The sequence below is a fragment of the Tumidithrix elongata BACA0141 genome, assembly GCF_036349135.1.
Lineage (GTDB): Bacteria > Cyanobacteriota > Cyanobacteriia > Pseudanabaenales > Pseudanabaenaceae > Tumidithrix > Tumidithrix elongata.
In genome coordinates this window covers 24,769-38,038 of the sequence record NZ_JAZBJZ010000046.1, presented here as the reverse complement: position 1 = coordinate 38,038, position 13,270 = coordinate 24,769, and the positions used below count along the sequence as shown (strand labels likewise).

Sequence of the window (13,270 nt, the reverse complement as noted above, 5' to 3'; positions counted from 1 at the left end):
GGATGATTCAAATCCTCCTAAAACGTCTTGCTTAACTTCTCAAACACTCTCTTAGCTTGGGTGATTTAGCAGTTTTTGGATAGAAAAGAGTAATGTATAGAAATATTTATGACTTGCCAAGAGTTCAATGCCTTATAATTAAGCTTAAGTTAGGGTGGGTCATTAAACTTAATAGTTTTAGTTTAATTGTTTTAGTAGTTAAATTTTATATTTATAGCGATTTAGCTTCACAATATATAGGTTATATAGGTAGGAATATAGTTAGGATTCAGATCCAAGCTAGTTCTAGACTTAAGTTTACTAATACGGATATAAAAATTGGCGGAATCTCGCTAAAACGGGGGAGGATATTTGCTAATGGATACTGCACACAAGTTAGAACAACATAGAGTATGGTTAGAGACCAATGGTAAAAATGGAGAACTTTTTACCTTAATAGGTGCAGACCTCAGCCAAGTTGACTTTAGGTTTGCCAATGTTAGTGGTGCAAAGTTAAGTGGTGCAAACCTCAGTTTTGCAAACCTCAGCTTTGCAACCCTCAGTGTGGCTGACCTCAGAGAAGCTAATCTCAGTTTAGCCACTCTCAGCATCGCTGACCTCAGAGAAGCTGACCTCAGTGGCTCTAATCTCACTGGCTCTAATCTTAGTGGTTCAGACCTGAGAGAAGCCAATCTCAGTGGTTCAGACCTAAGAGAAGCCAATCTTAGTTTTTCTAATCTCACTGGCTCTAATCTCAGCCTAGCCTATCTTGAAGGGGCTAAACTCAAAGGAGCTAATCTCAGCGCAGCTAACCTTAGTAAAGCCTATCTCAAAGGAGCTAATTTCAAAGGAGCTAATCTCAAAGGAGCCAATCTGAGCGAAGCCAATCTCTATGGATCTGACCTTAGGGAAGCAGACCTTAGTATAGCCAATCTCAGTGGTGCAGACCTTGGTATAGCCAACCTCAGTGGTGCTAACCTTAGTAGTGCTAACCTCAGTGGCGCCGACCTGAGTGTAGCCTATCTCCATAGATCCAATTTTACTGGAACAAATCTCAGTGGAGCCTACCTCAAGGGAGCCAACCTCAAGGAAGTTAATCTCAGTTTTGCCAATCTCAGTTTTGCCAATCTTGTAGGAGCAAAACTCAGTGGAGCCTTCGTTCAAAACACAATTTTTAGGTCTAATTCAGGTATCTCTGAGCTACTAAAGCAAGATTTAATCGATAGAGGCGCAATCTTTGAAAACGCTTAAACTGAACAGTTGACTGTAGACACAGCCGAGAAGACAGATCCTAGTTGCTGGTGACATGATGAAAATCGCTCTTACCCTCTGTCGCAACTTGGTAGGATGTTAAATGCTCGCGGGTAGTTTTTTAAAATTAACGTACCGTTCGGGTTTTGTTTGCATGCTGAAACGTAAGGACGATAAAAACCCAATGAAGCAGTACGCTCTTCTCACAATTATTTCTTATATCCTCGGGCCTACACTGATCGTAGTCAGTCATTTTGGGTCTCTACTCGCGATCGCAACGGGATTATCGTGGGGTGCTGTCGCATGGTTAGTAGGTTTGTACCTCATCCGCATGCTTGCAACGACAGGCATTTACCATCGCTTACTAACGCACAAGAGCTATCAAGCGCCATCGCTCGTTTTGTGGATTGGTTGTATCGTGGCGGCTTCGGCAGGGCAAATGGGGCCGAGTTGGTGGAAAGCGCACCACATGAACCACCATCAACACTCAGATCGAGAACCAGATCCCCATTCTCCACACATTCCTTTCCAAGGACTCAAAGGATTTTGGTGGTCTCAAGCGGGTTGGCTATTCGTACCGCAGTTTTTCCCAGCCAAACTGCCGATGGATGTTGAGAGCGATCGCGTTTTAAAGATCGTGGATCGATTGCATTTCATTCCCATGCTTGCGCTCGGTGCCATCTCTTACTTCATTGGGGGCATGGAATATCTCGGTGCGTTTTTTCTGAGCACGACTCTCCTGTTTCACGGTGTTGCTACGGTCAACTCCCTCAGTCATCTCTTTGGCGATCGCCCCTTCGTAACCGACGATTTCAGTAGAAATAGTGGGTTCGTCACGTTTCTGACCTTGGGTGAAGGCTGGCACAATCTGCATCATGCTTTTCAGTCATCATCTCGGCATGGTATTACCATTCGAGATGGGGAGGTTGTCTATCTTCTAGATCCAACTTTCGGCTTCATCAAAATGCTGGAGTTTCTGGGACTAGCATCCAAGTTAAGAACGCCTTCTGAGTTAGATCTGTTGGCTAGTGCGAGGAATCAAACAGAATCGATGGGGATGCTAAAATAAAATCAAAGAATAAAAAAACGAATGCCTGCAAGCTTTCGGAGGTTTTATGACTATCTCTGTAGAAACTTCGCTCTCGGAACCCTTATTACTAGATTTTAGTACCGTTAAGCTGACTGACGAGCAATTCTATCTGCTGTGCATGCAGAATCCTGAAAAGAAATTAGAACTAACAGCAGCAGGGGTATTGGTGGTTATGGCTCCAGTGGGTGGCGAAAGTGGGAAAGAGGAAGCGAGATTGAATGCGAGAGTTTTTACCTGGAATGAAGATACACAGTTAGGTGAAGTTTTTAGTTCCTCGACGATTTTTAAGTTACCTAACGGCAGTCAGCGATCGCCCGATGTTGCTTGGGTTAAACTCGATCGCTGGGAGGCTTTAACTGTGGAACAGCGCAAGAAATTTCCACCTCTCGCTCCCGATTTTGCGATCGAGTTGCGTTCGGAAAGCGATCGCTTATCCGATCTTCAAGCCAAAATGAGAGAATACCAAGAGAATGGCGTGCGATTAGGCTGGCTGATCGATCCTCAAAATCGCATCGTTGAGATCTACCGATTTGGACAAGAAGTGGAAATCCTAGAATCTCCTGAATCTTTAAGTGGAGAGGATGTACTGCCTAATTTTGTATTGAACTTATCCTCACTCTGGTAAATATAGCCATCAGAATCGTAGGTACAATCCATGAATTGCACCTACATGCAAATTGCATAGGATTGCGATATTCCCTTAACCCGCTCGTAGAATATCTTGTCATAATGGGATCTTCGTTAAAAGATCCTAAGTGTTTAAGACTTGATGAGTATCTAGACTATATTTAAAATCAAAGGTTTTGCCGTCCATTCACTGAGGGAAACTCAAATGGTCTCTACGAGCATATTTCCAGACATTCAAAAACATATTCCTGTGATGGGAGATATGAATCTCAAAAGTCCGATCGCCTACAAAGCGACCCGGGCAATGGCTAGTGTTGTGAATGCTACGCAAATGGCATTGGCAGAAGCCTATATCCATGGATTAGAAGTTCCAGACTCTGTGTTTCGAGCCGCGATCGATACTTCCCTGCCTGTCTTGTTTAAACATTGTCCAGGGTTGCTTGCTCCCTATGAGTGGGTATTACAGGAGACCGATCGCATCGCTGAAAGTTCGCGCGAACTGATGCAGGTGCAATACGACCGACCACAAGCCATGCTCAATCAAATGTTGGGAGATTGGAAAGTAATCTATCCCAAATACAGCACTGGGTTCTGGGAAAATGGCGCGACCAATCTCGAAGAATCGCAGATGCATATGCTCGATCAGGTGATCGAGCGATTGGGCATTGAGGATGGAGATAATATTTTGGATTTTGGTTGTGGTTGGGGCTGCGTACCCAACTACATTCTCTCCAAGTTCCCGAACGTAAGATTTACGGGACTGAACTTGAGCCACGAACAATGCGAGTATATGCGTCGTAAAATGCAAGATCCTGACAGCTACTTGAGTTCGGGTCGCTTCACATTGCATGAAGGTGACTTAAACGAAGCCCATTTTGACGAAAAATTCGATAAAATCCTTTCCATTGGTGTCTTTTGTCATGTGGGGAATTTGACCAATGCTTTTCAGAAACTGGCATCCTTCTTAAAAGCTGACGGCAAGGTGTTGATTCATATCATCACGGTTCGCATGCCCAATCATATGTCCTCTGGCTTCACGCACAAGTATATCTTCCCTCACGGTCGCTATTGGAACCACGATGCGATTCCCAATCATAACTGCGATCTTAAAACCGTTCAGAGATGGTATATGAATGGCATCAATTACCACAAAACCCTCACAGACTGGTTGCAGAGATTTGATGCTTCTCAAGAGCTGGTCAAATCTCTGGACTATGGCATGGACTACGCCAAATTCCGTCGAATCTGGCGCTTTTATTTACTGTTGCTAGGCACAATTTTTGCGACTTGCGATGGCGAATATAATGGGAACGGTCAATATCTCATGGTGCACGCTTAAGCCATGACCATGCCACCGTCAACATTAAACACTTGCCCGGTGATATATGCTGCCGCAGGATCTGCCGCTAGGAAACGCACCATACCTGCAATTTCTTCGGGCGTGCCATAGCGACCAAGGGGAATGTAGTTCAAAATTGCCTCTGCCTCTAGTCCAGCCGTCATATCGGTGGTGATAAATCCGGGGGCAACGGCATTGACCGTGATGCCCCGACTTGCGAGTTCTTTGGCGACGGTTTTGGTAAAGCCAATTACGCCTGCTTTGGCAGCGCTGTAGTTGGCTTGTCCGGGATTGCCCATCTGACCTGCCACTGAGGCAATATTGATAATGCGCCCAGACTTTTGCTTGAGCATCAGTTTGGCGATCGCCCGCGTACAGAGAAATACTCCTGTGAGGTTGAGATTAATTACAGATTGCCAGTCTTCTAGCTTCATTCGCAGTAGTAGGGTGTCTTTGGTGATGCCTGCGTTGTTGACGAGGATATCGACCCTTCCCCATTGATCAGTTGCAGCTTTGATCAAACTATCCACTTGATCGGACTGGGACACATCCGCAGCGACCGCGATCGCTTCGCCCCCCAATGCCAAAATTTCCTGCACCAAGGTCTCGGCCGCACCACTAGAGCTAGCATAATTGACCACCACCTTTGCTCCTTCTGATGCCAAAGCCAAGGCGATCGCTCTCCCAATTCCTCTAGACGCACCAGTTACTATAGCTACTTTTTCTGCTAAGTGTCCCATACTTAAAATTACATGTTAAATGATTAGACTCCAATCACTTAGCTTACACCGCAAGTAGCCTACATTCTTATTTCTAGGATCAGCCAACAGTGTTGGTATATTTCTTTTAAGCAATCACCTCAAATGCTTTACGGCGTAGAAATTTTACTGGCGATCGGCATGCGCCAGCCCGATCCGAAGGCTCGATCGGTGATTTTTAGGCCGGGGGCAGCTTGGCGACGTTTAAACTCTGCCCGTCTCAAGAGTTGGGCAACGCGCTCTACAGTAGCAGGCTCGTGACCTGCGGCAATAATATCGGCAATGGAATCGCGATCGCTGACCAGGCGCTTGAGGATATCATCCAAGATGTCATAGGGGGGCAGGGAATCTTGGTCGACCTGATCGGGTTTCAGTTCTGCGCTCGGCGGTTTGGTGAGAATATGGACGGGGATGATCGGAACGTGATAAGAATTGTCTTCTAATTCTTGGCTGCGGAGGTTGAGCCATTCGCAAATAGAATAGACGCGCGTTTTGGGTACATCGGCGATCGCAGCCAACCCGCCATTCATGTCACCATAGAGCGTGCAGTAACCGACCGACATTTCCGATTTGTTTCCAGTCGAGAGCAAGAGATGACCAAATTTGTTCGCGATCGCCATGAGCAAACTGCCCCTGATCCGAGATTGCAGGTTCTCTTCGGCAATGCCGTTGTCTGTTCCCTCAAATAGATCTGCAAGACTGCGATCGAAGGCAGACATCATCGCTTGAATCGGAATCGTATGAGTTTCAATGCCTAGATTTTGAGCGAGTTCTAAGGCATCAGTAATGGAATGATCGGAACTATAGGGGGAAGGCATGAGAACGCCCAAAACATTCTCTTTGCCGATCGCGGCGGTAGCGATCGCCGCAACTAGGGCTGAGTCAATGCCTCCACTTAAACCGATCACGACTTTTTTAAAGCCACATTTATACACGTAATCGCGGACACCTAGGACTAAAGCCTCCCAGATTTCTTCATCTTCGCATTTGGGAGGTGCAATGAAAGGTGACGAGAAGGAACTTTCTGGACTCAGAGAATTTGTTAAACCATTTCCAAAAGACTCAGAAGGAACTAGATCCATGGTGGCGATATCAAACTCGACGGTGACGAGATCGGTATCGAAAGCTCTGGCATTGGCAACGCATTCACCTTTGGCATTGAGGGCAAGGCTGCTACCGTCAAAAATCAGATCGTCATTCGCGCCGACCTGATTGACATAGATCAGCGGTAATTTATGGGCGATCGCACTATGTTTTAACATCGCTTCTCTAAGCTTTTGTTTACCCACAGCATAGGGAGAAGCGGAAAGATTTAATAACAAATCGACTTCCTGCTCTGCTAGGTCGGCGACAGGATTATCGGCATAGCTACGCCTGCCCCAAAATCGTTCGTCATTCCAAATGTCTTCGCAGATGGTCACACCAATGCGTAAGGCATAGTTGGCAACGGATGCTTCTGGCGCGATCGCATGAATCTGCAGCGTAAAAAAGTTGCTGCTTGCGCCCGGCTCAAAGTAGCGATCTTCATCAAAGACATCGTAGGTGGGCAAAAGTCGCTTGTGAAATACCTCTTGAACCTTACCGTGATGCAGAAGGGCAGCGCTGTTAAACAGCGGCTTTCCCCCTGCATGATGGGCGCTGGTATTAAACTCTACCGTGCCAACCAAAACCGCGATGGTTGAGGGCAGTAATTGCGCTAGTTGTTCTAGGGCGATCGCCATGTCTTTGACAAAGTTACGATCCATCAACAGATCGCGGGGAGGATAACCACATAGAGATAACTCTGGGGTAATCAGTAGATTTGCGCCCTGACCAACCGCAGCTTGCGCTGCCGCGAGGATATTAGCTGCATTTCCATGTAAGTCCCCAATGATGGGATTTAGTTGTGCCAGTGCGATTTTCATAACGGGATTATTCTTTTATATTGATTAGCAATTGACTTTTTGTGCCTTTAATTTCAAAAACTCCAACAGCACGAACTAGCTCGCTCAGTTTTTTGTATCCGTAGTTTCTCGAGTCAAAAGAGGGAGATAACTTCGTGAGCTGCCCCCCAAAAGGCCCTAAATTTGCCCATCCATCTTCTTCTGCAACTGCATCATAGGCATCTGTAAGCAATTTTATAAGCTTTTTATTGATTTTTAACTTTTTGTCATCTGTAATCTCGATCGCATTGGCGGTGGGAACTACAGGTAAGCCATCTTTTTCGGCAAATACACTCTCGGTTGAGTTGGTCGCTGAGGAGTCTTCTGCTTGTTCGAGAATCTCGGTATAGATAAATTTGTCACACCCACTCACAAAGGCTTCAGGGGTTTTCTTTTCGCCAAAGCCATAAACAATTAACCCAGACTCTCGAATTCGACTCGCTAGCCGCGTAAAGTCACTATCACTAGAGATTATACAAAATCCATCGAAGTTCTGCGTGTAAAGCAAGTCCATGGCATCGATAATCAGCGCACTATCCGTAGAGTTTTTGCCAACGGAATAGCGGAATTGCTGCATCGGTTGAATCGCAAATTTATTTAACTTGTCTTTCCAACTATTCAGTTGGGTGCTCGTCCAATCCCCATAGATGCGTTTGACATGGGCAGTTCCATATTTGGCAATTTCTTTGAGCAGAGGCTCGATCAATTTAGCGCTGGCGTTATCGGCATCAATTAAGACGGCAAGGCGATCGGAGCGAAATTGAGTTCTGTTTTCCATAAAGTCCTTTCTTTCTGAAAAATGCGATCGCGTACTAAATAAATCCGACTGCTTGGGCATTTGTCTAGGACTGATGCGTTACAGCTAGCGCCTAACACATCCTACAATACCTGATAATATTTATTGCTCGTTCCATAGGGGGGATTGCGTAATCGTTACAAACCTCTTGCCTTCCGTTTAGCCGCCAATTTGGGATAGTCACCCAACCATTCGTATTTAGGATTGAGTTCAAATAGGGTGGCTTCGATCAAAGCGAATACGATATTCTTGCGTTTGAGGGTCTCTCGACGTGCAAGACAAGACGCATTCATCTTGGTACAGTAAGCTTCCCAAGAAATATCCGTAAGGATGCTCAGTCCTAAGTCATCTGCAATCTGCTGCCGTCGCAAAAGATGAGTTTGCAACAGATTGGGAATTTCAATTTCTGAGTGATAAGTAGATAAACTTACAGGGCTACACCACATATAAGAGAGTCCATTTGGCTTAAGGGTCGTAGAGGAAAGTGTCCAGCCATCACTAAAGCTGCTATGGAAAGAACATGCGATTGGTATTGGCTCGTTGTTAGGAGAGAAAACCTTAAACACTTCTGCAAATACGTGATTTTTTGAATCAGAAAACAATCTAGCAATTCCCACTGTTGATTCAATCCTAAAATCAATAATTTGTTCAAATCCCATGGTTCCTAACATCTCTGCATAATGATTCCATTCTTTAAGATCGAGCGCAGGAAACTCTTGAGGGCTAGAACGTGCGTATTGAAATTGCTCTGGCAATCCATTCAACAATCTTTACTTTAAATCAATCCACCACATTAGATGGAGAATTTCTGCTGTAACAAACCCTGCGATCGCCGATTGCCATCCTAGTTTCCACAATACAAGTAGAACAATTACAACAACAAACAATTGGTAGTATGCTGCTGACTTCCACGTATTAATAAGCGTATTGCGATAACTCATAATTAAATGAATACGAGGGGTTTATTTTTGAATGGTGCAAAGGCTTCGGCATCGAAGCGGTAGAGGCTGGCGGGGCGACCTGCACCTTTTGACACCTTCTCACCCGTATCGCTGAGAAAACCTAGTTTGAGTAACTTGGTGCGGAAGTTGGAATAATCGGAGAAATTTTCGCCTAACACCGTGGCGTAGAGTTGATAGAGATCGCTGAGCGTAAAGGACTCAGGTAAAACGTCAAAAGCAACGGGGCTGTATTCCAATTTGTTGCAGAGGCGACGATGGCCGTATTCTAAAATGCGATTGTGATCGAAGGCTAGCTGAGGCACTTGTTTGAGCGGATACCACGCGATGCCACTGACGCGATCGGCAATTAGCTCTGCCTCTGGAAATCGCACGAGGGCAAAATAACTCACCGATAGATAGCGCGTGCCGTAACTATTGGGGGCTTCTCGCGGATCGCGACCGACCTCACCAAAGGTATAAAGCTGTTCCAGATAGAGATTTTTGACCCGAATTTTTTCCGCCAAAATCCGATACGCCGCATCTTCTAGCGACTCGCCTTGACGCACGAGCGTACCGGGCAAACACCAACAATCTCGATAGGGTTCTTGCTGGCGCATCACCAACAACACCAATAGTCGGTTTTGATCGGTATCTACCGAAAAGATTACGTTATCGACTCCGACTTTAAAGTCTGCCAGTGGGTAGCGGGGTTTACTTCCTGACATTCGTACAGGTGCTCCTGATGTATATATGCTGCAACTGAAGGTATTATTACCGAACGATCGCCATTGTTACGATACGCGGTTGAGGAAACATTGGGAATATGTAGATCGGCGATCGCGGCCTTAGCCCCCATACATCGTAATTCCTCAAGGTCAGACTCAGCGATCGCGCATCCCTGACGCGGCATCACCAATAGCTTGACCTGCGAGAGTAACTCATGGGCATGATACCAAGTGGGGAGCTGTCTTACCAAGTCAGCCCCCACAATTAGGGTAAAGTCTGCCCCCTGCCAGATCTCTTTTGCCAAATTTACCGTAACGAGCGATCGCGGGCTGCTAATTTCAGGATGTAACTGTAGGTTGGGATATTCCGAAGCGGCTCGAACCGTCAGATCCATCATGGCAATCCGTTGCGCTAAACTGGCTTGGTGTAATTTAAATGGATTGTCAGAAACCCAGACCGCACAGAGATCGTAGTTTTGCGCCAACCATTTCAAAATGGTTAAGTGAGAACGGGTAGGGGGATCGGCACTCGTACCGAAAAGGGCGATGTTCATAGGTGTTGGTAATTGGTAATGGTCTTGTTGCTTCGTTTCAAGGTTTCGATCCCCCCCAGCCCCCCTTAATAAGGGGGGAGAATCTGGAAATCCCCCTTATTAAGGGGGATGCCCGAAGGACAGGGGGATCGAAACCGCTCGGATCGATGAAATATTTAGACAAGGCAGGGAATAAAAAATTCTCAAACATAGCTTTAAGAGACCATCGCGATTACCTTTTCTGAAATCTCCACTGGAATGGGAGTGGGTTGCTTAATTTGACGGGCGATCGCAGGTAGAGCCGTCACGGAATTGCGGGTGCGTTTGGCTATCGCGGCAAGACTTTCAGGGGGCTTAAGCAAATTGCCCTCCTGCATTACTTGTTCTAAAAGGGGTTGCTCGTCGGCAAGGGGGGACTCGTCGGCTAACCCAAGGCGATCGCTTAGGATTTGTGCAGCTTGATAGGTTCGGAACACTTGTTTGCGTCCTGCGTAGGTTTGTTTTCCACTCGATTTTTTGCTAACGGGCTTCCCATCGATTTCTACGAGTTTGTATACGCCATTCACGGGTTCTCCTGTAACCAGTTTTGTACCTATACCATAGCCGTCTATCGTTGCTCCCGCAGTCTGCAATCGCACAATTTCGGCTTCATCGATATCGCCACTGGCAAAAATTGAGACATCGGGTAAAAGCGATCGCACTTCTTGAGAGAGTTTAACCAAATCGCCAGAATCTAAACGAACACCTTTGAGCTCCATCTCGCCAACATTGACCAGTGCGGCTAAGTTACGCGCAGCTTGAGAAGCATCAAAAGTATCGATCAGTAAAGGACTATGGGGAAAGTAGCGGTGAAAAGCAGAAAATGCGAGGGCTTCGCTTCCTTCCAAAGCGCTCAGTGCCATCACTAGAGCATGTGCCATCGTTCCTGTGGGCTTTCTACCCAATTTCAAAGCAGCCAGAACGTTAGAAGTATAATCCATCCCTGCGGCTAAGGCTGCCCTTGCCGCCCAGAGCGAAGCTTGCGGACTAAAGGCGCGTCTGGTTCCAAATTCCATCAAGCTGACGTTATCTCCCGCCACATCCCTCATGCGTGCAGCTTTCGTGGCAATCAGGGTTTGATAGTTGATCGTATTTAAGAGATAGGTTTCGATCAGTTGTGCCTGCCATAGCGGTGCTTCGATGCGCAGAAAGGGTTCGTGGGCGAATAAAACTGTTCCCTCAGGGACTGCCCAGACATCTCCTGTGAATTTTGCCTCTAAGAGTAGATCCCAGAATTTTTCATTGGCGCGATCGAAGATTCCCGTTGCCTTGAGTGCGGCAATTTGTGACGGTGTGAAATGGAACTTTTGCAGATAGTCCACCACTTGAGCCAGTCCCATTGCCACCAGATAACCAAATCCCTCTGGCAAGCGGCGCACGAATAACTCAAAGCTAGCGCGACGCTGCTCTAAGCCTTCACCAACGTAGCAAGTCGCCATCGTCAACTGATAAAGATCGGTGAGCAAGCTGTAATCTTCAGGTGAGACAGTGAGTTCCCGATCTTCTATAGGATTTTCTATGGGATTCTCAGGATTTAAAGAGAGTAAAGAGGTTGCAACTGCCATAACTTTATGTGGGTAGATCGCATACAATAATTATAGTCAAAAAGACCTAAATTGCAAGCAATATATTATTGGATTTTAAAATATATTCAAAAAGTAATATAGAGATCCTCAACCAACGGAACACCCTATACAGGTTTATTCCTGTGGTCACCAAAGATCCTACAGGGCAACCACAAGGGGATTGCCCCTACAGTCTTGCGATCCATTCCCCAGAGCTAAATGAGAGTTATTTAGCGTGAATTCGGGATAAAGCTTTTGGAACAAAACATATGCTGTATAAGGGATCTGGGTGATTGCATGTCATCTATCGCCCCTACCGAATTTTCGTAGGGGCAGGGCCCCAGTGCCTGCCCTGATTACCTAGATAAATAGGATTTATCCAGACGGATTTGGGATTATACAGAGATAGGAAGAATCGACAGCTAGATCGAGGATTTTAGATTTACTTATCCTGAACCGCGGTCATTTATAGTTATTTTAAATATAATTTCTTTAGCTTAATTTTTTAATCTGTGTAAAATTGTGAGGAAATCTTGCGCGATCGCTTCTGTATTCGCGGGTGTCAAAATTGGCACATGGACAAAAATGCAGGCAATATCCAAACGATGGCGGTGAAAATAGTCGAGCAAGCAGTGATAGAGAGCGTTACAGACATAACGCCCCGCATCTTCGCTGATTTCAGTTATCGTTAAGCCTGTCAGTAGTTTTTGGAGGTTGACCTTGGTTTGATGCGTGACCTCTTGACTCCAAGCGTTTAACTCAACGGTCAGCACTTTTCGCATCTCTGCCATGCCGCAACAAATCACTACATCAGGCTTGAATTGTTGGATCGTTGCGATCGCTTGGGATGGCGCTAACTCAAAATCGACGGGTAGTTGTCTGGCGAGATGCATGCGATCGCTTAGCAAACCCCTCTGTGCGACAATTCCCAATAGATCGTCTGAAGAATTGGATACTTGGTGCGCTTCCCATGTGGCGAACGAGGTAAGTAAAACTTTTTTTGTCATCTCTTCAAGATAATTCCCGATCTTCAAATTCCTGTGTTTTAACTTCGCTTAGCCCGATATGACCTTGAGAAGTTGAAGTTACCCTCAGAATTCAGCGCTTTGGCTTCCTAGAATACATGGTGAAATCAAGAAGCTATCACGATATACAGTACTGCTAACCTAAGCTTTACGAGAGTTTAACTTTCGATGTGCCTACCAACACCGCAAAGCTAGATTTGGAGTGCTACAAATGCGGTAACACTTGGGTAGAGCAATCTACTGATTTATGCCAAACCCCAAAATCCAGATTATGGCAAAGAAAGTTAAGGATATTGAAAAATTAGAGGCTAAGGTAGATTGCATCGTAGACCAAGTGGCAGATTTGGCTGCTTTAATGTTACAGCTTTTAATTAATCAGGATCGGTTTGGCGGTGAAATCACGAAATCTCTAACAAGCTTTAAGCAGGAACTGTCTACATTTGGCAATAATTTAGCCGATCTAGAAGAAAGAACCAATCGTAGATTTAGTCATATCGAGCAGCAGTCAGAAAATGCCAGTCGCTTGATCAAGGTGATCGAAGCACTGGTGAATTTGCCATATCTTGCCAAGGGCGATCGCATTGAAGTCAATATTCCTTCTCTAGAGGCAACCGAACCCAAAAAAATTAATTAATTCCTAATAACGAACCCGAGGGTCACATTTTCGTTAGCTCAAAGTC

Annotated in this window: 14 protein-coding genes; 5 read left to right on the top strand and 9 right to left on the bottom strand. The window is 45.7% G+C overall.

The window, feature by feature from the left end; all coding sequences use genetic code 11:
- Positions 1-357: 357 nt before the first annotated feature.
- From V2H45_RS12770 to V2H45_RS12755, 4 genes are all read left to right on the top strand, one after another.
- Positions 358-1,230 (top strand): pentapeptide repeat-containing protein, encoded by an 873-nt coding sequence (locus V2H45_RS12770; RefSeq protein WP_330484046.1) that lies wholly within the window; start codon positions 358-360, stop codon positions 1,228-1,230.
- Between the two features lie 184 nt (positions 1,231-1,414).
- Positions 1,415-2,299 carry an acyl-CoA desaturase gene (locus V2H45_RS12765; protein ID WP_330484045.1) on the top strand — a complete coding sequence of 295 codons (885 nt, stop codon included), beginning with the start codon at positions 1,415-1,417 and terminating at the stop codon, positions 2,297-2,299.
- Positions 2,300-2,345: 46 nt separating this feature from the next.
- Positions 2,346-2,945, top strand: coding sequence for a Uma2 family endonuclease (locus V2H45_RS12760; protein WP_330484044.1), 600 nt, complete (start codon positions 2,346-2,348; stop codon positions 2,943-2,945).
- Positions 2,946-3,152: 207 nt separating this feature from the next.
- Positions 3,153-4,286 carry a class I SAM-dependent methyltransferase gene (locus V2H45_RS12755; RefSeq protein WP_330484043.1) on the top strand — a complete coding sequence of 378 codons (1,134 nt, stop codon included), beginning with the start codon at positions 3,153-3,155 and terminating at the stop codon, positions 4,284-4,286.
- Here the strand turns inward: V2H45_RS12755 and fabG are convergent.
- The 9 genes from fabG to V2H45_RS12710 all read right to left on the bottom strand — a co-directional run bounded on the left by fabG (position 4,283) and on the right by V2H45_RS12710 (position 12,572).
- Positions 4,283-5,026: a 3-oxoacyl-[acyl-carrier-protein] reductase gene (gene fabG / locus V2H45_RS12750; protein ID WP_330484042.1), complete on the bottom strand. Its 744-nt coding sequence runs from the start codon at positions 5,024-5,026 to the stop codon at positions 4,283-4,285. The two genes, V2H45_RS12755 and fabG, sit on opposite strands and share 4 nt — an antisense overlap.
- 128 nt (positions 5,027-5,154) lie before the next feature.
- A complete protein-coding gene (locus V2H45_RS12745) occupies positions 5,155-6,948 on the bottom strand; it encodes an NAD+ synthase (protein WP_330484041.1) in 1,794 nt (597 codons plus the stop codon).
- Positions 6,949-6,955: 7 nt separating this feature from the next.
- The gene (locus V2H45_RS12740; protein ID WP_408648777.1) at positions 6,956-7,744 is read right to left on the bottom strand and encodes an NYN domain-containing protein; all 789 of its coding nucleotides are present in this window, start codon (positions 7,742-7,744) and stop codon (positions 6,956-6,958) included.
- Positions 7,745-7,899: 155 nt separating this feature from the next.
- Positions 7,900-8,517 carry a hypothetical protein gene (locus V2H45_RS12735; RefSeq protein ID WP_330484039.1) on the bottom strand — a complete coding sequence of 206 codons (618 nt, stop codon included), beginning with the start codon at positions 8,515-8,517 and terminating at the stop codon, positions 7,900-7,902.
- A 15-nt stretch (positions 8,518-8,532) separates the two neighbouring features.
- Positions 8,533-8,703, bottom strand: coding sequence for a hypothetical protein (locus tag V2H45_RS12730; protein WP_330484038.1), 171 nt, complete (start codon positions 8,701-8,703; stop codon positions 8,533-8,535).
- A gap of 2 nt (positions 8,704-8,705) precedes the next feature.
- Positions 8,706-9,428, bottom strand: a complete 723-nt coding sequence (locus V2H45_RS12725; protein WP_330484037.1) for an NUDIX hydrolase — start codon at positions 9,426-9,428, stop codon at positions 8,706-8,708.
- The gene (locus V2H45_RS12720; RefSeq protein WP_330484036.1) at positions 9,368-9,982 is read right to left on the bottom strand and encodes a nicotinate-nucleotide adenylyltransferase; all 615 of its coding nucleotides are present in this window, start codon (positions 9,980-9,982) and stop codon (positions 9,368-9,370) included. The genes V2H45_RS12725 and V2H45_RS12720 overlap by 61 nt, the downstream gene beginning before the upstream one ends.
- A 194-nt stretch (positions 9,983-10,176) precedes the next feature.
- A complete protein-coding gene (locus V2H45_RS12715; RefSeq protein ID WP_330484035.1) occupies positions 10,177-11,565 on the bottom strand; it encodes a nicotinate phosphoribosyltransferase in 1,389 nt (462 codons plus the stop codon).
- Positions 11,566-12,062: 497 nt separating this feature from the next.
- Complete coding sequence (locus tag V2H45_RS12710; RefSeq protein ID WP_330484034.1) at positions 12,063-12,572, bottom strand: pyroglutamyl-peptidase I family protein; 510 nt, start codon at positions 12,570-12,572, stop codon at positions 12,063-12,065.
- 265 nt (positions 12,573-12,837) lie between these two features.
- Here V2H45_RS12710 and V2H45_RS12705 point away from each other — a divergent pair, with 265 nt between their 5' ends.
- Positions 12,838-13,224, top strand: a complete 387-nt coding sequence (locus V2H45_RS12705; RefSeq protein WP_330484033.1) for a hypothetical protein — start codon at positions 12,838-12,840, stop codon at positions 13,222-13,224.
- Positions 13,225-13,270: the final 46 nt, after the last annotated feature.